This is a genomic window from Eubacterium sp. AB3007, from assembly GCF_000688015.1.
Taxonomy (GTDB): domain Bacteria; phylum Bacillota; class Clostridia; order Peptostreptococcales; family Anaerovoracaceae; genus Aminicella.
This window is the reverse complement of the sequence record NZ_JIAD01000001.1, coordinates 1,613,038-1,635,841: the sequence shown is the minus strand read 5'-3', so window position 1 is coordinate 1,635,841 and position 22,804 is coordinate 1,613,038. Positions and strand designations below refer to the sequence as shown.

The 22,804-nt window shown below is 56.4% G+C and carries 20 protein-coding genes and 1 riboswitch; of the genes, 16 read left to right on the top strand and 4 right to left on the bottom strand.

Translation table 11 applies throughout. The features are described 5' to 3' along the window. Positions 1-45 precede the first annotated feature (45 nt). From P156_RS0107730 to P156_RS0107670, 13 genes are all read left to right on the top strand, one after another. Positions 46-570 carry a YgjV family protein gene (locus P156_RS0107730; RefSeq protein WP_027869633.1) on the top strand — a complete coding sequence of 175 codons (525 nt, stop codon included), beginning with the start codon at positions 46-48 and terminating at the stop codon, positions 568-570. Positions 571-754: 184 nt separating this feature from the next. Further along, positions 755-2,098, top strand: a complete 1,344-nt coding sequence (locus P156_RS0107725) for a Na+/H+ antiporter NhaC family protein (RefSeq protein WP_027869632.1) — start codon at positions 755-757, stop codon at positions 2,096-2,098. A gap of 152 nt (positions 2,099-2,250) precedes the next feature. After that, a complete protein-coding gene (gene pckA / locus P156_RS0107720) occupies positions 2,251-3,864 on the top strand; it encodes a phosphoenolpyruvate carboxykinase (ATP) (protein ID WP_027869631.1) in 1,614 nt (537 codons plus the stop codon). Between the two features lie 135 nt (positions 3,865-3,999). Further along, on the top strand, positions 4,000-4,905 hold the full coding sequence (locus P156_RS0107715; RefSeq protein ID WP_027869630.1) for a DMT family transporter: 906 nt from the start codon (positions 4,000-4,002) through the stop codon (positions 4,903-4,905). 391 nt (positions 4,906-5,296) lie between these two features. Beyond that, complete coding sequence (locus P156_RS0107710; protein ID WP_027869629.1) at positions 5,297-5,731, top strand: MarR family winged helix-turn-helix transcriptional regulator; 435 nt, start codon at positions 5,297-5,299, stop codon at positions 5,729-5,731. Positions 5,732-5,748: 17 nt separating this feature from the next. Continuing rightward, the gene (locus P156_RS0107705; RefSeq protein ID WP_027869628.1) at positions 5,749-6,312 is read left to right on the top strand and encodes a glutathione peroxidase; all 564 of its coding nucleotides are present in this window, start codon (positions 5,749-5,751) and stop codon (positions 6,310-6,312) included. Positions 6,313-6,419: 107 nt separating this feature from the next. Next, positions 6,420-7,565, top strand: a complete 1,146-nt coding sequence (locus tag P156_RS0107700; protein ID WP_027869627.1) for a cation diffusion facilitator family transporter — start codon at positions 6,420-6,422, stop codon at positions 7,563-7,565. A gap of 142 nt (positions 7,566-7,707) precedes the next feature. After that, positions 7,708-7,892, top strand: a riboswitch (cobalamin riboswitch). A gap of 75 nt (positions 7,893-7,967) precedes the next feature. Then, positions 7,968-9,476, top strand: coding sequence for an ABC transporter substrate-binding protein (locus tag P156_RS0107695; RefSeq protein ID WP_027869626.1), 1,509 nt, complete (start codon positions 7,968-7,970; stop codon positions 9,474-9,476). An 83-nt stretch (positions 9,477-9,559) separates the two neighbouring features. After that, positions 9,560-10,483 (top strand): ABC transporter permease, encoded by a 924-nt coding sequence (locus P156_RS0107690; protein WP_034802385.1) that lies wholly within the window; start codon positions 9,560-9,562, stop codon positions 10,481-10,483. Continuing rightward, positions 10,480-11,274: an ABC transporter permease gene (locus P156_RS0107685; RefSeq protein ID WP_027869624.1), complete on the top strand. Its 795-nt coding sequence runs from the start codon at positions 10,480-10,482 to the stop codon at positions 11,272-11,274. The genes P156_RS0107690 and P156_RS0107685 overlap by 4 nt, the downstream gene beginning before the upstream one ends. Next, on the top strand, positions 11,267-12,097 hold the full coding sequence (locus P156_RS12045) for an ABC transporter ATP-binding protein (protein WP_051600828.1): 831 nt from the start codon (positions 11,267-11,269) through the stop codon (positions 12,095-12,097). Before P156_RS0107685 ends, P156_RS12045 begins: the two co-directional genes overlap by 8 nt. Continuing rightward, positions 12,094-12,909, top strand: a complete 816-nt coding sequence (locus P156_RS12040; protein WP_051600825.1) for an ABC transporter ATP-binding protein — start codon at positions 12,094-12,096, stop codon at positions 12,907-12,909. The genes P156_RS12045 and P156_RS12040 overlap by 4 nt, the downstream gene beginning before the upstream one ends. A gap of 92 nt (positions 12,910-13,001) precedes the next feature. Continuing rightward, the gene (locus P156_RS0107670; protein WP_027869623.1) at positions 13,002-13,229 is read left to right on the top strand and encodes a hypothetical protein; all 228 of its coding nucleotides are present in this window, start codon (positions 13,002-13,004) and stop codon (positions 13,227-13,229) included. Positions 13,230-13,759: 530 nt separating this feature from the next. Here the strand turns inward: P156_RS0107670 and P156_RS12870 are convergent. Beyond that, positions 13,760-14,887 carry a S8 family serine peptidase gene (locus P156_RS12870; protein ID WP_255344221.1) on the bottom strand — a complete coding sequence of 376 codons (1,128 nt, stop codon included), beginning with the start codon at positions 14,885-14,887 and terminating at the stop codon, positions 13,760-13,762. A gap of 108 nt (positions 14,888-14,995) precedes the next feature. Here P156_RS12870 and P156_RS12030 point away from each other — a divergent pair, with 108 nt between their 5' ends. Next, positions 14,996-15,874, top strand: coding sequence for a 4Fe-4S binding protein (locus tag P156_RS12030; RefSeq protein WP_051600822.1), 879 nt, complete (start codon positions 14,996-14,998; stop codon positions 15,872-15,874). A gap of 107 nt (positions 15,875-15,981) precedes the next feature. On the opposite strand, the gene P156_RS0107655 is transcribed toward P156_RS12030, so the two are convergent. After that, positions 15,982-17,376, bottom strand: a complete 1,395-nt coding sequence (locus P156_RS0107655) for a hypothetical protein (protein ID WP_185752168.1) — start codon at positions 17,374-17,376, stop codon at positions 15,982-15,984. Between the two features lie 134 nt (positions 17,377-17,510). On the opposite strand from P156_RS0107655, the gene P156_RS0107650 reads away from it, so the two are divergent. Beyond that, the gene (locus P156_RS0107650) at positions 17,511-19,226 is read left to right on the top strand and encodes a putative manganese-dependent inorganic diphosphatase (protein ID WP_051600819.1); all 1,716 of its coding nucleotides are present in this window, start codon (positions 17,511-17,513) and stop codon (positions 19,224-19,226) included. Between the two features lie 11 nt (positions 19,227-19,237). Here the strand turns inward: P156_RS0107650 and amrS are convergent, their stop codons facing one another. Together amrS and amrA are read right to left on the bottom strand one after the other, a co-directional pair. Next, positions 19,238-20,086: an AmmeMemoRadiSam system radical SAM enzyme gene (gene amrS / locus P156_RS0107645; RefSeq protein WP_027869619.1), complete on the bottom strand. Its 849-nt coding sequence runs from the start codon at positions 20,084-20,086 to the stop codon at positions 19,238-19,240. Positions 20,087-20,503: 417 nt separating this feature from the next. Next, positions 20,504-21,907, bottom strand: a complete 1,404-nt coding sequence (gene amrA, locus P156_RS0107640; protein WP_027869618.1) for an AmmeMemoRadiSam system protein A — start codon at positions 21,905-21,907, stop codon at positions 20,504-20,506. 331 nt (positions 21,908-22,238) lie between these two features. Here amrA and P156_RS0107635 point away from each other — a divergent pair, with 331 nt between their 5' ends. Continuing rightward, positions 22,239-22,793, top strand: coding sequence for a CHAP domain-containing protein (locus P156_RS0107635; protein WP_027869617.1), 555 nt, complete (start codon positions 22,239-22,241; stop codon positions 22,791-22,793). Positions 22,794-22,804: the final 11 nt, after the last annotated feature.

Sequence of the window (22,804 nt, the reverse complement as noted above, 5' to 3'; positions counted from 1 at the left end):
CATTTTGCGGCAGATCAATAGACCGTGACGAAGGAGGGCCAGGACATGAGTGCAGTTTTCATCCAGGGAATCGGCTTTGTGGCAGTGTTGTTTTTCATCTTCTCCTATCAGCTGCGTTCCAACCGCATGCTGTTCCTGTGCCAGCTTCTTGGCTGCAGCATCTTCTGCCTGCAGTTCTGCCTCATGGGGGCCTACACTGGTGCCGTTTCCCTGCTGGTGAACATTCTCCGGAATCTTCTGCTTCTGAAGATCGATCAGTGGGACTGGGTGAAGAGCAAGGTGACCATGAGTGGGATCCTTCTTCTTCTGGCAGTGATGACGATCCTCACCTGGGATGGATGGATCAGCCTGCTGCCGCTGGTCTCGGTGGGCGTGACCACCGTCGGATACTGGACGAACAACGCGCAAAAGCTTCGTCTTTCTCAGTTTTTCGGTTCCCCCTGCACACTGCTGTACGATGTCCTCATCCACTCCTGGGGTGGCGTGATCAGTGAGAGCATCACTCTGGCCTCCATCATCATTTCCGTGATCCGGTTCGGATGGAGCGACCTGGAGAAGCAGACCGCCTGAAAACAGCCCATAATAAGTCTCGCATTGCGGACGTTGATCCCCTTCCGGTTACCGAAAGGGGGTTTTTCTTTTGGCGCAAGGGATCACCAAAAGGGTAAAAAACCCAAAAACGGCTGTGCGGATCGTGCGTCTATGGTATACTTGATGCACAAAGCATTTCAAACAGAGGAAGAGAAGTGGTGACATGTCACAGATCATAATCTTACTGCCCCTGGCCACGCTGCTGGTGCTGGCGGTGTGGACACGGAAGATGGCAGAGGCCATGGTGGCAGCGGCAGCGCTGGCCATGGTGATCCTGCACAAGGGAAATGTTATTGAAGGGACCATCGCGTCCTTCTATAGGGCTTTGTCCGACGATTCGCTGCAGTTTTGCATCATCTTTCTGATCGCGTTCGGAAGCATCATCCGGCTCCTGCAGGAATCCGGCGGATTACAGGGGTTTGCCCGGTTCATGAGCCGGTTCATACGCGGGCCGCGGAGCGCGCTGTTCTTCTGCTGGATCATCGCGGGGACTCTGTTCGTGGACGAGTACCTGAACACGTTGACCGTGGGGTTTACCATGCGGGGGATCACGGACCGGTGCCGTATTCCCCGGGAACATCTGGCCTTTCAGGTGAACGCCATGGCCTGTGCGCTGGTGTTGATCGTGCCGTTTACCAGCTGGACCGGATTCACCATCAAACTCATTGAGAAGGAGGGGATGGGGTTCGTTGAGTATGTTCAGGCGATCGCGGTAATGTTTTATCCGGTGATCGCTGTGGTGCTCTGCCTGTTGCTTGCATTGGGGCTGTTCCCCAGGCTGGGTGCACTGAAGAAGGCCTATGCCCGGGTAGAGACAGGCGGTCCGGTATACGTGCCGGAGGAACAGGGCAAGTCCATCCTGGAATTTGCTGAGTTGGACGAGGAGAAGGACTCTTCGCCGCTGAATCTGCTGCTCCCCCTGGTGGTGATCGTCGGAGGCGCCATGTGGTTTGACAAGAACATGCTGGTAGGGTTGCTTCTGGGGCTGATCTGTCAGTTCCTTCTCTATCTGCCCCAACGGTTGATGAGTGTATCCATGTTCTTTGATTTCTTCTTCCAGGGGGCATCGTCCATGCTAACGCTGATCATGGTGCTGTTCTTCGGGTTCGTCCTGGGGGATGCCAACGAGCAGATGGGCGTGTTTGATCTGGTGGTAGGGCTGGCCAGCGCCTCTGTGCCGGCCTGGGTGATTCCCGCGCTTACGTTCCTGATGGTGGCCGCTCTGGTGTTCACCACCGGGACCTGTTGGGTAGTCATGCTGATCACCATTCCGATCTTCCTGCCGTTGGCGAACGAAGCCGGTGTGTCCACCGTGCTCACACTGGGGGCGCTGATGAGCGGTGTTGGGATGGGCTATAACCTTTGCTTCTATGCGGACACGATGTTCCTTACCGCGGCGGGTACCGGAGTGAACAACATGGGCGTGGTGAGGGCCTCACTGCCTTATGCGGCCATCGTCGGGGGACTGTCCCTGGTCTGCTATCTGGCGGCCGGGGTCCTGGCCTGACACTTGCCTGACATGGATAGCATGTCACATTTTTGATGTGAGACGTTGATTTTCTGTAATGTTGTTGTATAATATACTATGTAAGAATATCGAAATGGAATAGACTGGAACGTTAACACACAAGTAACCAGAAATATAAGAGAGGTATAATTATGGCAAATTTGGATCTGACCAAGTACGGTATCACAGGCGCTACAGAGATCATCCACAACCCTTCCTACGAGTTCCTGTTCGAGGAAGAGATGAAGCCGGAACTCACAGGCTACGACAAGGGACAGCTCACAGAGCTTGACGCGGTCAACGTGATGACTGGAATTTATACCGGACGCTCCCCTAAGGACAAGTACATCGTCATGGATGAGAACTCCAAGGACACCGTATGGTGGACATCGGAAGGTTACAAGAACGACAACCACCCCATGTCTCAGGAGGTATGGGCCAGCGTCAAGAAAGATGCGATCGAAGAGCTTTCCGGTAAGAGACTGTTTGTTCAGGATGCGTTCTGCGGCACCAACCCGGATACTCGGATGGCCATTCGTTTCATTATGGAAGTTGCCTGGCAGGCACACTTTGTGAAGAACATGTTCATCCCGCCGACAGCCGAGGAGCTGGAGAATTTTGAGCCTGACTTTGTGGTATTCAACGCATCCAAGGCCGAAGCGAAGAAATGGGAGGCTCTGGGCCTGAACTCCAGCACAGTGGCAGCCTTCAATATCACCGACCGTGAGCAGGTTATCCTGAACACCTGGTATGGCGGCGAGATGAAGAAAGGCATGTTCTCCATGATGAACTACTACCTGCCGCTGAAGGGCATCGCTTCCATGCACTGCTCTGCCAACACAGATATGGAAGGTAAGAACACCGCCATCTTCTTTGGTCTGTCCGGCACCGGCAAGACTACCCTGTCCACCGATCCTAAGAGACTGCTGATCGGCGACGATGAGCACGGCTGGGACGACAACGGCGTCTTCAACTTTGAGGGCGGCTGCTATGCCAAGGTCATCAACCTGGACAAGGAAAGTGAGCCAGATATCTATAACGCCATCAAGAGAGATGCGTTGCTGGAGAACGTTACCGTGGACGCAGAGGGGAAGATCGACTTCGCCGACAAGAGCGTTACGGAGAACACCCGCGTATCCTATCCTATCGAGCATATCGAGAAGATCGCCAAGAACGTGAACGGCAAGTCCTCTGGACCTGACGCAGACAACGTGATCTTCCTGTCCGCTGACGCATTCGGCGTACTGCCACCGGTCTCCATCCTGACACCGGAGCAGACCCAGTATTACTTCCTCAGCGGATTCACCGCCAAGCTGGCAGGAACCGAGCGCGGCATCACTGAGCCGACACCGACCTTCTCCGCTTGCTTCGGACAGGCCTTCCTGGAACTGCATCCGACCAAGTATGCAGAGGAACTGGTGAAGAAAATGCAGAAGAGTGGAGCCAAGGCCTACCTGGTCAACACCGGCTGGAACGGCACCGGCAAGCGTATCTCCATCAAGGACACCCGCGGCATCATCGATGCGATCCTCAGCGGTGATGTGTTGAAGGCACCTACCAAGAAGATCCCGTTCTTCGATTTCGAAGTACCGACCGAGCTGCCGGGCGTAGATCCAGCGATTCTGGATCCTCGCGATACCTACGCAGATGCCGCTGAGTGGGAGGAGAAGGCGAAGGATCTGGCAGGCAGATTCATCAAGAACTTCGACAAGTACACCAGCAATGATGCCGGTAAGGCACTGGTTGCCGCCGGTCCGCAGCTGTAGAGCTGACGATCACTGTCCAAGACATATAGAACAAACAGGCTGTTGCATTCTGGTGCAACAGCCTGTTTTCTCTTGAATAATATTTCCAAAAGTGGGATAATAGAATCATTTCGAGAGGTAGGAGGAAACAAGGCTTTGTCTAAAGGAGAGAAATACGATCGGATCATCGCATATGGGGCGCTGTTGCTTTGTGCCACCTTCTGGGGATGGTCGTTCTTTGCCACCACGGTGGTGGTGAAGGTCGCCTCGCCCATCGAGGTTATCACGGTTCGCTGGATGATCGCAGCGGGAATCTTTCTGGTGCTCATCGCGACAGGAAAGATCCGCATCGACCTGCGGAAACCGGGCACCCGGCAGCTCATGTTGACAGCCTTCTGCCAGCCTTTCATCTATTCTCTTTTTGAGACGGCGGGGATCGCCAACACCTCTACCTCAGAGTCATCCATCATCATCTCCACCATCCCGTGTTTCACCATGATCGTGGGGGCGCTGTTCTTCCGTCGAAAGGTTACCCCGCGGATGATCGCTTCCATCTTTATCGCGTTTACGGGGGTCGCTATCTGCACCGTGTTTTCTCCTGCGTTCTCGCTGAGCGGGAAGTGGTACGGGTATGTGTTGCTGCTGTGCGCCACCTCCATCAGTGGATTGTACAGCAACCTGAGTGCCCGGCTCAGCGATGAGTACAGCCCTCTGGAAATCACGGCGGTGATGGCGATCATGAGCGGATTCGGTTTCCAGATCATCAATCTTCTCATGGGAAACGGGTTCGGATGCTACACGCGGCTTCTGGGGGAACCGGCTCCCTGCATCGCCATCCTGATGTTGGGGGTGTTCTGCTCCTGCCTCTGTTACATTCTGCTGAACGTGGGGCTTTCCAAACTCCATCCGGCCCTGGCCACCAACGTCAGTGCCAGTGTCTCCACCAGTGTGGGTGTCCTCTCTGGTGTCATTGCGGCAGGGGATCCCTTCGGGTGGTTCGTGGTGGTAGGCCTGGCGGTGACCATCACCGGTGTAGTGCTGTCATCGACGGTAAAAGGGTGATGCGCGCGGTCTCAGGCAAACAGGCTGAAGCGCACAGTCCCAGGTACAAAGTGGCATATGGATATTTCGGCAGGGATTCGATAGATTTATCCATTTCGTATGGCCGTGGAAGAATATACATTCGATTTCAGGAACGATTCGGGACGGATTTCTGACAATAATGAAAAATAATGGAAACTATGGAGGGGCAGTAGGTGTGGTTGCGCGATCGATGCGCAAAAAACCCCCTAGAATGGTGTGCAAATGGGCTTGCCCATAACAGCAGGCAGACCCCAGATATCCCCCGATGCATCCTGAGAAAACCTCCACATCCTGAGAAAACCTCTTGACAAAGCAATTATATTGCGTAAAATATAGTTGTATCAAATATAGTTAGAGAGGACAACAGACCATGGACACAGATTATGATTACAAGGAAGCGATGAAGCTGGATAATCAGCTTTGTTTCCCGCTCTATGCGGCGGCGAGAGCGGTGACCGGCCTCTACACGCCCTGGCTGAAGGAACTGGGGCTGACCTACACCCAGTATCTGGTGTTTCTGGTTTTGTGGGAGAGGGATCACATCCCCGCCGGCGAGATCTGCAGCCGGCTGCACCTGGACACGGGCACCATCTCTCCACTTCTGAAGAAGATGGAGAAGGCAGGACACATCCGAAAAGAACGCAGCAGTGAAGATGACCGGGTGGTGCTGATCAGCCTCACCGAGCAAGGGCGTGGGCTGCAGGAGAAGGCGAAACACATCCCGTCGCAGGTGGGCAACTGCATCACGCTTCCGCCAGAGAAGGCGAAGGCGCTCTATGATCTGTTATATGAGCTTTTGGATTAACAGGAAGGAGATTCAAAATGGCAAAGGTATATGATTTCAAAGTAAAAGATATGGCGGGCAACGACGTTAGTCTCGCAGAGTATGAGGGAAAGGTGCTGCTGATCGTGAATACAGCCACCGGATGCGGTTTCACGCCACACTATGAGCCGTTGGAGGAGATGTACAGAGACCTGAAGGACCAGGGGCTGGAGATCCTGGACTTCCCCTGTAATCAGTTCGCCGGGCAGGCACCGGGTTCCGATGAGGAGATCCACGAGTTCTGCACCCTCAAGTTCGGGGCGGAGTTCCCCCAGTTCGCCAAGATCGATGTGAATGGGGAGACGGCGGATCCGCTGTTCGCGTGGCTTGCTACAGAGAAGCCCTTCCAGGGATTTGGCAAAGGCTTGAAGAGCGCAGCACTGAACAAGTTCGCCAAGGCCAACAACAAAGCCTTCGGGGACAAAACCTACATCGGCTGGAACTTCACCAAGTTCCTCGTCGACCGGGAGGGAAATGTGGTCGCCCGGTTCGAGCCCACCGAGGATATGAAGGCTGTCAGATCGGCAGTGGAGAAATGTGTCAAAGGGGACGGTTCTTTTTGACACACTCCCCTGTAGGATAACGACAAGTTGAGGGAATTTGCGTCGAAAGTGTGTCAAAAAGAACCGTCCCTCCTGACACACTCTGACGTACTGGAAGGAGAACAAGGATGAACAATGAAAGTCTGGATGCGCTGGAACTATCGATGAACCGGGAGAAGGTGATCGTCAGGACCAGCATCATAGGGATCGCAGCCAACGTGCTGCTGGCAGCCTTCAAGGCCGTGATCGGCGTGCTTTCCAACTCCATCGCCATCACACTGGACGCGGTGAACAACCTGTCGGATGCGTTGTCCTCCGTGATCACCATTATCGGAGCCAAACTGGGGGCCAAGCTGCCGGATAAGAAACACCCGCTGGGTTACGGCAGGATCGAATACCTGAGCTCCATGCTGGTGGCGGCCATCGTGCTCTACGCCGGGATCACCTCCCTGGTAGAGTCGGTGAAGAAGATCATCCATCCCGAGACAGCCAACTACGCCACCGTCTCGCTGGTGATCATCGCAGTGGCGATCGTGGTGAAGCTTATCCTGGGCCGGTATGTAAAGAGACAGGGCCAGAAGGTGAACTCCGGAGCACTGATCGCCTCCGGATCTGATGCCTCCTTCGATGCGATCCTGTCCGCCTCCGTCCTGGCTTCCGCCATCATCTATTTGATCTGGGGCATCTCCCTGGAAGCCTACGTGGGCGTGGTGATCTCCCTGGTGATCATCAAGGCGGGTGTCGAGATGATGATCGAGACGCTGAATGACATCATCGGGCAGAGGGGCAACGCGGAGACCAGCCTGCGCATCCGGGAGATCCTGACGCAGGAACCGGAGGTGCGCGGCGCTTACGACCTGACGCTCTTCAATTACGGGCCGGACAAGTACTACGGTTCCGTGCACCTGGAACTGCCTGACACAATGACCGTAGACGAGGTGGACCAACTGACTCGCCGGGCGCAGGCTCGCGTTTTCAAGGAGACGGGAGTTATCCTCACGGGTATTGGAGTCTATTCTTACAACACCAGCGACGATGAGGCGGCGCAGATTCGGAACACGGTACAGAAGACCGTCATGTCCCATGACTGGGCGCTGCAGCTCCACGGATTCTACGCTGATACCGAAGCGAAGTCCATGCGTTTCGATGTGGTCCTCAGTTTTGATGTGGACAAAGCCGACGCGGTAGGGATCATGTCGCAGGAAGTACAGGCGCTGTATCCCGATTACCATATCATGATCCTGCCCGACGTGGACGTGGTGGATCTGGCGTAGGATATACCAGGGGGTGTGCCAAAGGGTGTGTCAAAGGGGACGGTTCTTTTTGACACACTTACCGAGTGTGTCAAAAAGAACCGTCCCCTTTGACACACCCCCTTGACCGTTTTCATATTCTGGTGTAAAATCAGACAACAGTTAAATATAATGAACATCTGCAATCAGCCTTGATGCTGAGGAAGTCCGGTGAGATCCCGGTACAGTTTATCCCTGCTGTAATGGGGAATCGAACGCTGCATAAACCATTGGGAAATGAACATCCTGAGAAGGGCGGCAAGTAGGTTTGACCCCGAGTCAGAAGACCGCAGATGTGAAGCATGGGTGCTGTCGTAGGCATAAGCGATAGGTATTTTTGTTTGCCATCACGCGGACATCCATGAGGAGAGAAAGGAGAGTCTTATGAAGAAGAAACTTGTTTTGTTGCTCCTCAGCCTCTCGGTCGTGGCGCTGGTATTGGCCGGCTGCGGCGGAGGAGATAACGGAGGAGAGTCGGAAGAGGCAACTGCAGATGGCCCGATCGTGGTCGGCTGCAGCTATGTCGCCGGAAATACCAACCCGGTGGACAGTGCCTGGGATCTGACTTCCCACGGCATCAGCGAAGGGATCTACATGCAGGATGCCAAGGGCAACCTGGTATCCCGCTTTGTGCAAAAGCTCGAGCGAAAGGATGACCTGACCTGGACCGCGACGCTCACCGGGAAGGTGAAGTTCAGCGATGGCTCAGACTGCGATGCCAAGGCGCTGGCGGACTGCATGAACTACCTGCAGAAGAACAACGAGATGGCGAACGGCACGGCGGGCGTGGTGAAGTTTACCGCCGAGAAGGACGGCACGCTGACCATCAAGACCGAGAAACCGACCCCGGTGATGGAGTCGCTGCTGGCAGAGTGGTGCAACGTGGTGTTCAAGCAGGACGGGGATGACTTCCTCTACACGGGTCCGTATATGGTCAAGAAGCTGGACTCCGAGGTATCCCTCGAGCTGGAGCCGAACCCCTACTACGACGACCGGGCAGAGCAGCGTTCGGATGTCACCCTGAAGGTGTTCAGCGATACGGCCGCCATGGAGCAGGCTTTTGAGGCAGGGGAGGTAGACCTGATGTTCGGTCTCACTCCGGAAAGCGCTGAGACACTGAAGGGGAAAGGGTTCACCGTCAAGGATTATGATGCGGGTTACCAGTACTTCGGGTTCACCAATCTGAAGGACGGCCCCATGAAAGACGCCGACGTGCGCAAGGCCATCGATCTGCTGCTGGATAGAGAGGAAATGGTCAAGGCTCTACAGGGCGGCCGGGTGGCCAATGGTATTTTTGCTCAGTACTATTCCTTCGCGGGAGATGTGAAGGTGGAGACAAAGGCGGAAGAGGCCGCCAAACTGCTGGAGAAGGCGGGCTACAAGAAGAACGACGAGGGCTACTATGAGAAGGACGGGAAGAAGCTGACCCTTCACATGGTAACCTACTCCGCACGGGCGGATCTGCCGATCCTGATGCAGCTGGCCGCTTCTCAGCTGACGACAGCAGGGATCGACAGCAAGACCGATGTGGTGGATGACATCAACGCCAACCTGGAGGGCGGCGACTACGACCTGGTGTTCTACGCGCAGCACACCGCACCCTCTGGTGAGCCATCGGCCTTCCTGAACATGGCGCTTGCCAAGGACGGAAGCAGAAACTATGCCGGCTACAGCAGCGACAAAGTCAACAAGCTGTTGGACGAGATGGGAAAGACGCAGCCGGGTAAGGACAGAGACAAGCAGTCCAGAGACATCCAGGCCATCGTGGCAGAAGATCTGCCCATGATCTACCTGGTGGATCCTCAGTGGCACGTGGCTTTGTCCGAGAGAGTCAAGGCATATGAGCCATACTGCGGCGACTACTACTGCGTCAACGCAGAACTCGGCCTGTAAAACCAATCTATTTGCGAGCGGCGGGCACACTCTGTGGGCCCGCCTGTCTTTTGGGCGGGCTAGTCCCGCCGGGTGATGAAGTTATGAGGAATGCAATACGATTTCTGAGCAAGTGGTGCCTGATCTTCCTGGTGACCTCGGCGCTGATCTTTCTGGCGGTGCGGATGATGCCCACCACCCCGGTGGACAAGTGGCTGGATGCCTACCACCTGCCGCACACGGCGGAGAACGAGGCCTATGTGAAGGAGAAGATGGGGCTGGATGAGCCGCTGATCTTCCAGTATACCGGCTGGATCGGTAACTTCCTGCGGGGAGACTGGGGTGTCTCGCTGGTGTCGGGAGAGAACATCCGGGAGCGGTTCCTGGCCAAGATGCCCTACTCCTTTTCCATCGGGATCATCGGGATCCTGCTGGGTGCCGTTGGAGCCTTCTTCCTGGGGTATCGGGCCGCCCTCACCCGAAGCGGACGCTGGGACAGGATCACCACGGGCATGACGGTCTTCTGTCAGAGTGTGCCCATGTTCATCCTGTCCATCCTGATCATCAATGCCTTTGGGGTGAAGCTCGGGATCGCCAGTTTCTTTACGGGAGACGGGCGATACTCTATCCTGGCGGCGATACTGCTGACGGCTTTGTACAGCATCGGCGGGCTGTCCCGGGTGGTGCGCGCCGCGTTTCGGGAGGAGATGGGACAAAGCTATGTGAAGTTCATGGTCTCCAGAGGGTTTGCGCCGGAGGAGGTACTGTGGAAGCACGCGTACAAGCCGCCGCTGGCCAGCCTGATTGCGGCGGTGATCACACGGTTTGCCGGGGTGTTCGGCGGGAGCACGGTGCTGGAGTTCGCCTTTGCGATCCCGGGGCTGTCTACCATGCTGGTCTCTGCCATGGACAGCAGGGACTATACAATCCTGCAGACCTATATCCTGGTGGTGGTCCTCTGGATGTTTCTCGTGCATCTGGTGCTCCATCTGGTTCTGTATTTGCTGGGAGCAAGGAGGGGAGCATGAAGAGGAGATACATTCTGTGGGGCGCGTTTTTGGTGTTTGTGCTCCTTTTGTTTCTGATCCCCCACCAGAACATCAAACTGACGGATATGCTGCATACCTACCAGGGCTGTGGTCCGGCCCACTGGCTGGGGACAGACAATCTTGGCAGGGATCTGTTCGCCCTGATGGTCACGGGAGGACAGCGGACGCTGATCGTGGTCTTTCTGGCCACAGGGATCTCCTTTGCGGGGGGCTCGCTGCTGGGGATGATCGGCGCCTACAAGGGCGGCCTGGTGAAGACGGTGATCCAGTTTCTGGCGGACTTTGTCACGGTGATCCCCTCCCTTGTCATGGCCCTGATCTTTTCGGCGCTGTTCGGGTTCTCGGCCCCCATGGCCGGCATTATCTTCGGCATCGGGAACATGGGCCAGTACATCAATCTGGCAGACGGGCTCACCACCGGGATCAAGGAGAAGGACTTTGTCAGCGCGGAGCTCAGTCTGGGACTTCCCGGGAGCACGATCCTGTTTCGACACATCTTTCCCAACATACTGCGACAGCTGCTGGTGTATCTGGGGAACAATGCCAGCAACGTGGTGCTCCAGTATGCAGGCCTTGCGTTCATCGGACTGGGGACGGATGTGACCAATCCGGACTGGGGCACCCTGCTGTATCAGTACCGGGCTTACATCCTCACCTACCCGCGGCTTGTCATCTGCCCCATCATTGCGGTCTGTCTGCTGGCGCTGTTCTTCCACTTTGCCTTCGATGACAGCCGTCTGAAGAGAACGGAGCTGACGATCTATGATTGAAAAAAGAGAACTACTGAAGGTGGAACACCTAAGCGTATGGATCCAAAACGGGAGCACGGAGACCTGCGTGCTCCGGGATGTGAGCTTCTCTGTGCGAGAGGGGGAACGATGGGCCATCGCCGGGGAGTCCGGTGCGGGGAAGAGCATGACGATGAACGCGATCGCGGCGCTTCTTCCCGAAGGGAGCACAAAGTATGACGGGCGGATCCTCTTCCGACTTCCGGATGACAGCTGGCAGGATCTGCTGGCGATGCCTTACAGGCAGCGGCGCGCTTTTCTGTCGGAGCAGATCGCCATCATATTTCAGGATTCCATCAACGCGCTGAACCCCAATGAGCGGATCCGGAAACAGTGGGGAGAGACCGTCAGGCTGCACAGAGGGAGCATGCCGCCAGGGAAACTGGAGGAGCATCTTCTTGCCCAGATGGAGATATTTGGGATCCGGGGCGGCGCGGAGACTCTGCGGAAGTATCCGGATCAGCTGTCAGGGGGCATGCGGCAGCGGATCGCCATCGCCATGGCCTTGGAGTCCAGGGCAAAGATCCTTATCGCCGACGAACCCACCACCTCCCTGGATGCGATCTCTCAGAGGAACACCATCGAGTTCATCCGGACTCTTCTGGAGAAGGAAGGATGGACGCTTCTCTTCATCAGCCATAACCTGGGGCTGCTCCAGTCCATTTGCGACCATGTGATCATCATGAAAGATGGGAGCATCGTGGAGCAAGGGTTGGCAGAAGAACTGTTCTATTGCGGCAAGGATGCCTATACCCGGAAACTGGTGGAAGAGACGCTGAATATCATGGGGGAGGAAGAGCTGTGAGCGAGGAAAGGTCATCGAATATCATAGAAGTGGAAGGCATCACCAAGGTTTTTCCGGGAGCACGGACGGGCCTGCTCTCGCGGGCTTCCGGCATCACGGCGGTGAAGGATGTGAGTTTCGGCCTGCGCCGAGGGGAGGTCCTGGGGTTGCTGGGGGAATCCGGCTGCGGCAAATCCACCCTGGCAAAGATCCTGATGCACCTGCTTCCACCAACGTCCGGGAGGGTCCTGCTGGATGGCACAGAGATCCAGGATCTGCCCGAGACCGCATTCCGGAAATACAGAAAGAAGATACAGATGGTGTACCAGAATCCCTTCGACTGCCTGGATCCCTCCATGCGGGTGCAGCGCCTGCTGGAGGAACCTCTTCGTCTCTGGTACCCGGATATGGAGCCTGCCGAAAGAGAGGGGAAGATCCTGCGCATCCTGGAAGAGTGCGGTCTTGCGGAGAACAGCCTTGGGAAGTATCCCGGGGAATTCTCCGGCGGCCAGCTGCAGCGGATCGCCATCGCCAGGGCACTCCTCGTTGAACCGGAGGTGTTGATCGCAGACGAGATCATCTCTGCTCTGGACGTCTCGATCCAGAATCAGATCCTTCGCCTTCTGGAAGAGATGAAGACGCGCCACCACCTGTCCGTTCTGTTCATCACCCACGATCTGTCCGTGGCCCGTCGTATGTCTGACCGGGTAATGGTGATGCAGGAGGGAGAAATCAAAGGGATCGGTACGCCGGAGGAGGTGTTCTCAGAAAGCGCTGATCCATATATCCGCGCGCTGTCCAACGCGGTGTTTACCTTCCGCGGGAAAGTGTGAAGGGTGTCCCCACCCCATCCGTTAGTAGGACGTTAGTACCTATCTGGCATAATCAAGGAAACGATTATATAGGTACGAAGGAGGTTCTGAAAATGGCATGGTATTGGTGGGCACTAATCGGACTGGCCGTTGTTTTGTTTGAAGTGTTCAAGGTCTGGTATCTGTCCAGGTGGATGCACAGGCAATTCGAGGAGCAGTCGAAGATCGAAGAGATCCTGCGCGAAGGAGAAGAGATCTTGCGTGAAGGCGAGGAGATCCTGCGCGAAGGAGAAGAAATCCTGCGAGAAGGAAATGGAAATCACCACCAAAATACGCGCTAGCGCGGCGACAGTGGTGATGCGCGAAGGGGGGGCTGTCTGAAAGACAGCTCCCCTCTTTCGTTGGTGTATGAAGGAGTACTAACGTGCAACTAACATCTGGGTGGCGTGATAGAGGGAAGCTCGCGACCGTCATCATCATGAGCAGTTCGGCACACTGGAAATTCTACGGAAGCAGAGAGTATTTGGAAACGGTAGAACTGGTTCTACCGTTTTAGACTGCAGACAAAGCCGTATCATGTTTTCTACATTGGGTTGGGTTTTCTACATTGTGGAGACACCTGCGCTGATATGTAGAACTATTGTCTCTGGTTTTTCAACATTCTCAAGGGTTCACAGGCGGCATGTGGAATTCTAATGCTGCAGTGTTCTACATATTCATGGTTCACAGCCGATTTGTGGAATTCCCATCGTGTACACCCTCATCGCACCCCCATCGCGCGCACCCACAGGCCCCCTCATCGCGCGGGAGTCGCGCATGGCGAGGAGGGTGCGGGGGGCGCATTGTCCTTGCAATTGTCCGACCAGCAGGGTTATTTCACTTTGATCTTCACCTTCACGGTCTTGGCGATGGATTTCGTGGTGGCATTGCCAGATGCGGTGACCTTCACCTTCATGGTGTAGGTCCCTTTCTTGGTCTTCTTGGCGACCACGACCTTGCCGGTCCTGGTGTCGATGCGAAGGTTCTTCTTGCCGGAGAGCTTCTGGAAGGAGAGAGTTCCGGTGGCACCCTTGACCGTAAGTGGTGCTACGGTAACGGCCTTCTTCTTAAGCTTCTTCTTCTTCACCTTCTTGGTCACGCTGGTGACCTTCATGGCGTTGGCCTTCTTGGCGGCAGAGGCGGAAGGCTTTGTGCCCGCCTTGGCCTGGGACAACTGCTTCTCTGTCTCCTTCAGCTGCGCCTTGGTATCCTTCAGTTCCTTCTCCAGGGCGGCGATCTGCTTGGCCTGGAGGTCGCTTTGCTGGGTCTTCAGGGAGCTTACCGTTTCTTGTGCGGCGGCCAGAGCGTTGTTCGCCTTGTCCAGCTTCTTGTAGGCGGCTGCGATCTCACGCGCGGAAGCATCCTGTGGCAGGGCGTCTACCGCTAGCTGTGCCTCGTCGGCAGCCACCTGTGCGGCTTCGACCGCTGCCTGGGCCTGTGTCAGCGCCTGAGTGAGACCGGACTGGACATCCTCCGATGAGAAGGCCACTTCCACGTCTCTGATGTCGTAGTTGTCTGACGTGATCTTTACGGTGTAGGTCTGTCCGTTCTCGGCCGGAGTCTCCAGCGTCACGACGCCGTTCTCGTCAGGCGCGACCGGGGCCATGCCCGTCAGGCGGCCGTCCTTGCCACTGACCACCACCTGCGGATCCACGATGTCCTTGGGAAGTCCGGTGAGCTGCAGGGACTGCCCATCCAGGAAGTAGGACTGGACGGAGGCCGTCCGTGCGCCGCCCAGTTTGGCGGCGAAGGCCTTCATGTCTACGATCCCATGGCCGTAGGAGGTGTCGTACCCTTCGGCGCCAGCATCGCGGCTTGTCTCTGTCAGGAGCGTCTTGAACTCATCTACGTTGATGTAACGATCCTCCTGCTTGGCGGCCACTGCCATGGCGGCGACCAGCGGGGACGCGTAAGAGGTTCCCGAGGAGATGGTGCACCGGGTGTTTCTGGATGGTGCCAGCAGAGCGGTGATGATGACCCCCTTGGCGGCGGCGCGACCTATTCCTCCAAGGGCATTCGAGACGCAGTAGCTGAAGCGCTGAAAAAGGCAGAAAAGTAGGTGGCCGGCATGAAAAAGATCAAGCGTCAGACAGCGGACCTGGCTCTGAACAGAGCCGTGCAGCTGCTGTTCTTTCTGCTGGCCCCGGACATCTACGCCACCGCCTTCAACGGGGTCAAGTACCTGGCCATCCAGATCGGAAACGCCGCTGTGATCCAGTGTACCCCCTTCGTGGCGGTACTGATCACGGTGCTCGTCTATACGATCCTGTTCGGCAGGTTCTTCTGCGGCTACGCCTGCGCCTTCGGCTTTCTGGGGGATGTGATGTACGATATTTCCGAGGCAGCGCAGAAGAAACTGCTCGGGAAGGTGCGCACCATCCCGGCGGGATTTCGCGATGTTCTCATGAAACTGAAATACGTGATCCTGGCGGGGATCCTGGGACTCTGTCTGACAGGTCTGTACGGCAAGGTGTCCCGGTTCGATCCCTGGGAGGTGTTTGCAAGCTTCCGGGCCATGGACTTCACCATCACGGGAAAGACGGCGGGGCTTCTGGTCCTGCTGGCGATCCTGGCGGGTATGCTGCTGGTGCGGCGGTTCTTCTGCCTGTTCCTCTGTCCCATGGGCGCGGTGTTCGCGCTGATGCCGGTGCTGCCCCTGTTCCAGATGAAGAGGGACCCGGCACGGTGTGTCGGGAAGTGTCACCAGTGCGAGGGCAGGTGCCCCACCGGATACTTTGTGTCCGGCGGCGAGGACAAAGTCTTCCTTGGCCGAAACGAAGGGGTGGGAGAGTGCATCCAGTGCAACCGGTGTGCTTCCGGTTGTCCGGTGAGCAATGCCGGGCCGGGAAATCCGAAGAAGATAAGAGGCAACGAGTGGTACGCCATCCTCATCAAGGCCGCGCTCCTGCTGGCCGCGGTGAAACTGGTGGTGCAGTATGTTTCGTAGTGTTTGATAAGCGCTTTATTCTGCAGACATGAGGAGGCTGCTACCCTCAGCGTCTTCCGACGCTTTGTGCAGCAGCCCCCATCCCGATGGTGACCTCATGGCGCAGCTTAGAAGGTCACCGCGTTGCTGTATCCGCTGAAGAGGGTCATGGCCCTGGGAAACTCCGGCTGTTCCCCCTTCCTGACGCTGCGGATCTTGTAAGAGTAGGTCTTGCCAGCCTCACGGTGGGGATCGATATAGCTCCTGTCATCGGTGACAGTGGTTATTTTCTGGTAGTTCCCTGTCTCAGGATCTGCCCGGTAGACCTCGTAATACCTGGCGTTATACGCGTAGGGCCAGGTCAGTTCATAGGCATTCTCCCAGGAGTCCCAGCTGGCACGCAGCTGTACCTGTTGCGGTCCGCCTGCCACTGCGATGTAGGAGCCTGCTGAATTTCCACCTCCATTGCCGGAGGCCGCGACCAAATAGTAGTCGCACCAGGTGATCATCTCGTCGCGATCCACATCCACCGCAAGCCAGCTTGTGCCCTTGACTGTCGCCAGCCTCTTGTCGGGAGTTTCGCCGCTATAGATGTAGTAAGCGGCAGCGCCCTTTACCGGAGCCCAACTGAGTCTGACCCGGCCATTCTCCAGGACCTGGAACCTTACCTTAGGGGAGGCGAGGTGTTGTCTGGCAGAGACTGTCCTGCTGGACTTCTTGCCGCTCTTCACCTTGTAGTAATAGATCTTTCCTGGGGAAGCGGCTTTGTCGGCGTAGGATCTGGCACCGGTGGAAGCGACCTTCTGGAACCCACCGCTTTTCCTGGTGCTGCGGTAGATGTCGAACCTGCGCGCCTTCTTGGTGACCGGCCAGCACAGACTGATGGCGCCAGTCTTGGAATCGAACGCGGCGGCGGCCTTCAGCTTGGACTGCCGCTTGAACTTCTTCGGCTGATGCACAAAGTACAGATACTTATAGCTATACTGGAAGTCATCGGGTGTTCCGCGATAGTAGTGGACGCGGTTGTCCCATCCGAAGTTGTTGTCTGCCCAGAAGACTTCCTTGCTGGTGAACTTGAAGATCACCAGAGAGTGGGCCCTGCCTCCTCCTTTCTTGTTGGAGGCGAAACGCACATGGGTCCCCGGACGACAGCCCTTCAGCGCCTTGATCACCGCTGCATGGGTGTTTTTTTTCTTATAGTATTTCGGCTTTCCTCCGCCGCCCATGAACTTCCGGACAAACTCAGCGTAGCCCCAGCACTGCCCCCGGCCTTTGAACTTGGCGCCGTCCTGGTAGTAGCGCAGGAGGTAGTCGATGGAGGCCTGCGCGGTCTTGTTCCCGGTGCACTCCTTGCCATAGTAGGGGAGGGTCCCCCAGTCTTCAAACACAGGGCTTGTATAGGTGACCCTGGTCGAACTGTGAAAGTCCTCGATAACAGGGGTCTGCGCTGCGGCCAGCACCTGCCCGGGCAGGAAACATGCGGTGAGCAACGCACAAAGCACACATACGAATATCTTTCTCATGCTCATATCAACTCCTTTGTTTGTCGTAACCTTTCTATATGTATATTATCATATTGGCGTAATTCCGTAAACCAACCGGCAGATTTGATGTTATAATAGCAGAAAGAACTATCATTTGAGAGTAGGAGTAGCGTATGTATTACACGGAGGGAAATGGTCCCGAACAAAATCGGAAGAAAGTCATCGTCATAGGCCATACCAACCCGGATACGGATTCCATCTGTTCTGCTATCGCCTATGCACAGCTGAAGAAGGAGACAGAAGGCCCTTGGTTCCAGGCGTATCGAAACGGGGAACTGAATCTGGAGACCAACTATGTGCTGAAACGCTTCGGGGTAGATGTGCCGCCTCTCTGCCATGATGTGTATGCTGAGGTACAGGACATCGATATTCGCCCGGTGGAAGGGGTCCCTCCGGAGACATCTCTGAGAAAGGCATGGGAACTGATGCGTGATATGGAGGCAGATACCCAGCCTATCGTAGCAGAGGATGGAACGCTGATGGGGATCTGTACGCTTGGGGACCTGGCTATGGCAAACATGGACAGCCTTGATCCCTACGCTCTGTCCGAGGACAGCACCCCATACAAGAACATCATCGCGGCGCTGAATGCCAGTGTGGTCTGTGGTGACCCGGAAGGCTGCTGCAAGAAAGGGAAGATCGTGGTAGGGGTTGCCGGTCCGGAGCTGCGGGAGTCTCAGATCGAAAACGGGGACATCGTGCTGGTGGGGAATCGGTACGAAGCCCAGCTTTGTGCCATCGAGATGGGGGCTTCACTGATCGTGGTGTGCAACGGCGCTGAGGTAGCAAGGATCATCCACAAACTGGCCGAGGAGAATGGCTGCATGATGATCTCTACGCCCTACGATCCCTTCGCAGCGACCGTGTTGATCCAGCAGGCGGTCCCGATCTCTGCCCATATGACACCATTCGATAAGCTTCTGAAGTTCCTGCCTACGGAACCTCTGGAGGACGTGGAGGAAACCATGAAATCCGTGCGGCACCGCTATTTTCCTATCTGCAGTACCAGAGGGAAATACCTGGGGCTCATCAGCCGCAGGAACCTGCTGAACCTGAAGCGAAAGCAGCTGATCCTGGTAGATCACAACGAGAAGTCGCAGTGCGTGGACGGTTGGGAGGAAGCGGAGATCCTGGAGATCATCGACCACCATCGCATCGGTAATCTGCAGACGGCAGGACCCATCCGTTTCACCAATCGGCCAGTGGGATGCACCGCCACGATCATCTGGCAATTCTACCAGAACAAGGGTGTGACACCGACGCCGCAGATCGCGGGGCTGCTTCTGGCGGCCATTCTGTCAGATACGCTGGCTTTCCGTTCCCCCACCTGCACGCTGGCAGACGAGGACGCAGCGGAGGCTTTGTCCAGTATCGCAGGGGTGAGCGCTGAGGAACTGGCGGCGGAGATGTTCGCTGCAGGGGAGGACCTCACGGGACGGAGTGCCAAGGATGTTTTTTTCGCGGATTTCAAGCGGTTCACGCAGAGTGACAAGTCCTTCGGAGTGGGTCAGGCAAGTTATATGAGCCGGGAGAATCTGGAGCACGCCAAGAGCCTGCTGCAGGATTACATCCAGGAGGCGAGGGAGAAGTCCGGACTGGATATGATCTTTTTCATGCTGACTAATATTCAGGACACCTCCAGTGTTCTGCTCTATGACGGAGAGGATGCCGAAGCGCTCGTGAAGGAGGCCTTCGCCGGGGACCGGGAAAGGGTAGAAGAGAAACCAGTGATCCCGGAGAAGTCTGAGCACGTTGTCTCTCTGCCCGGCGTCATCAGTCGCAAGAAACAACTGATTCCGGCCCTTGTGAACACTCTCAGGAGGATGTGAAACTTCTTCACTTACACATTCCCAGGGTACACGTATTTCAGATATTCCTTCGCCACCGAGGAAAGCGCGTAGATCTGCTCTGCCGGTGTGGCATCCCGGTCCATCATGTGGAATCGGGGGAAGAACCGGCTGATGTGAAGAGGAATAGTTCCTTCTCCTCCATCAAGTCCCGCTACCCACTGGCACAGCGCGCGCATCTCTTCTGCGGTGTCGTTTTCTCCGGGCACGATCAGGGTGGTCAGTTCCACGTGGCAGCAGCGCGCCGCCGCCTGCACAAAATCCTTCACCATGGCCAGGTCTCCACCCAACACATCCTTGTAATAGGCCTCCGTAAACCCCTTCAGGTCGATGTTCATGGCATCGATGTGGGGGCTCAGTTCCTCCAGCACAGGCAGCGACGCCGTGCCATTGGTCACCATGACGGTGACCAGTCCTTTCTCATGGGCCAGTTCGGCCGCATCCCGCACATACTCATATCCCACCAGCGGCTCGTTGTAGGTAAAGGCAAGCCCGATGTTTCCTTTCTCCTGTAACTGTTCCGCCAGATCCACCAGGGCCTCCGGGGAAACATGTTTTGTGCCGGCGGTGACCAGGTGCAACGCCTCTCTGGACCAGCTGATGGAGTGGTTCTGGCAGAATGGACAGCGCAGGTTGCAGCCATAGCTTCCGACAGACAGGATCAGGCTGCCAGGGTGGAAGCGGCGCAGGGGCTTTTTCTCGATAGGATCCAGGGCCAGCGCCGTGAGCCGGGCGTAGTTGCCCGCAACGATGTGTCCGGATCGGTTGGTTCGGGCACCGCATGCGCCGATCCCGCCTTCCGGGATCTCACAGTGTCGAAAACAAACATGGCAGGTTGACATGGCAGCTCCTTTCTGTTACAGAGGTTTGCTAGTGATTTGATGGTGTTCCCCTCAATGGATGATCCCCTGGATGGTCCCCCTAGATGATCCCCCTGGAGAGCCCAGCCCTGAATGGATATTTTGGGTCGATCCAATGCGATTTATCCACGCGGCGATCGATATTCATCGATATACAAAGCCTGTGCACAGAGAATCTTTGGAACGAGATCCTTTTTTGGTGGAATATAACATAAATGGAAAAGCCTCATGAAAATGTTCCACCTTGCAGAAGGCCAAACATGGCTCCGAAAGCGCCACATGGATAAATCCCGCGAAAACAGACGATAATATCCATGTGCAGTTTTTTTGAGCGCGCGAAAAGTGCATATCGTGAAAAAATATACACCCTACAGCGTTGTTTTTGTATAAAGAGACAACTCAGTGGTGTCGGATCACTTCGAACCGCTCCAACGCGTAACGTTCGCCTTCTCGAATACCGGCTTTTCGGCAGGCGATGGAGACCTGCTGCCGGGGTGTGTCAACTCCCGCAAGGTCGGGGAGCAACAGGCCACGTTTCTGACCACTGGTGACGATGACACCGTAGCGTTTCACATCCAGATAGTCCTCCGATGGAATCGGTTCCGGTTCGCCCAGTACGTCTACGCTGATATCCAGTCGCGATAGTTCCTCCGGTCCGATGGGTGGGAAGCGGGGATCCTCCGTGGAAGCACTGATGGCGTTGTGGATGATCTCCTCGGCCAGGCTGTCCCTGGTGGGGGAGATGGTGCCGATGCAGCCTCGCAGGGTGCCTTCCTTGTGGATGGACACAAAGGCGCCGGCCTGCCGCCTGGCCATATCCTCCGGCAGGCCTTCCGGAAGGGGGATGGTCTCCCCTCTCAGAATGTAGGCCTCCATGGACTGGCGGGCCAGCCGTACATAGGCATCGGAGGCTTCTGCCCGTTGCGCGATCTCCTGCTCCAGTTTACGAAGGTAGATCTGTCGGAAATGACGGGCAGGGTCGGTGGCATCCGAGGCGTCCACGGGGTGGAAGGTGCAGATGCCATATCCCACTCCGGTGACGTCCTGGTGGGAGAGTTCTCTGGCTTCTACATTGACACCATCCAGGGCACCGGCCATGATCACGAAGGACCGGTGGCCGCACTCGGCGGCCTTCTCGCAGAAGACCTGCTCAAACTCGAACAACTCCCCAAAGGCGCCTCGGCGGCAGGTTTCCATGATCCGCCGGTCGTAGGCGGGGCCTTCCGGGGCGAACCCATAGGGGCCGTAATCCTGTAACTTGTGGGACAGGTCTCCGCTGGCGACGAATACTACGCGCCGGTCCAACTGCGCCACAGCCTCCTGGATGACCTCCCCCAGGGCATAGTGGTCCGTCAGAGGCAGGCCGGAAAGGCCGATGCGTACCAGTTTTCCACCTTGGTAGTGCTGTCGGATGAAGTACAGGGGCACCATGGTACCATGGTCCAGTGCTACGTCCTGCGGGCGCTGTCCCAAGGAGCCCGCAGGGAGGGCTTTGTGCGCGGCCAGTTCGCCAATAGCCTTGGCCAGCGCTTCGTCGTAGTCCTCGTGGAAGGAGACCTCTGGCGCTCCGAAATCTGCAAAGGATCCGGAGGCGGAGGTGCCCGTGGATATGTGGAAATAGTCGGCGTACATCACCGAATGGGGACTGGTGATGAGGATGGTGTCGGGGGCCAGAGAGGCAATCTCCTGTGCCACCTCCTGGTAGGCGCGGGTGGTGTCTTCCACCTGCGCTTCGCTGCCGCGCCCTACCGCCGGAACGATCATGGGCGGGTGCGGAACCATATAAGCTGCGATGATAGGCATAGAATCACTCCTTTCCTTTCTATTTTACCACGGTGAAGCGCTCTGGTAAACACGAGTGACAATTAACAAATAAAATGGTATAATTATAACGAGCGCCAGATATCCCCGCCCCTATAGGCGGCGAGGTCCATTTCCGACTTTCAGTGGGAGTCTGTAGTCCCCCACTGAAACCCGGAGGAGCTGAAGCTCCTGGCGCTCGTGCAGGCGGTCGCTTCGTCCTCGACGTGCGAGCACGTCAGGAGCTTCGCTCCGCCTTAAACGAGCGCCAGATACCCCCCGCCCCTATAGGCGGCGGGGTCCACTTATAGGCGAAAGGGGGAAATTCAGGCTCGTGAGAGGAAAACATGAGAATAGAAAGGGAGGCTGCGGGTGCGGCTGCCTGGGGACTGTAGTGATCCTGGTCGCAGCTGTTGTGCTGTGCAGCTGGTTTTTTAATACGTATAGGAACGGGTCGGCACTGACCGATGCGGATGTGCCTCTGGTGAAGACGGCACGGGCAGAGTTGGGCAACAAGGGTGGCGAGAAGTTCTGGTCCTGGTACGGGTTCGATTACCAGGTGGACTGGTGCGGATGCTTTGTGTCCTGGTGCGCAGACCAGAACGGGTATCTAGATGACGACCGCGTGCCGAAGTTCTGCTATGTGCAGGAGGGGCTGAACTGGTTCAAGGAAGAAAAGAAATGGAAGAAACCCGGATACAAGCCAGAGGGTGGCGAGATCATATTCTTTGACTGGAATGACAACGATATTGCTGATCACGTGGGGATCGTCTCCGGGACAATGATGGGACGAGTGCTGACCATCGAAGGGAACGCCAAGGGCAGCATCTGCGCGCGAAAAAGCTATCGCGTGGACAGTAAGTATATCATGGGATATGGGATCCCGTGAGCGGGATAAGG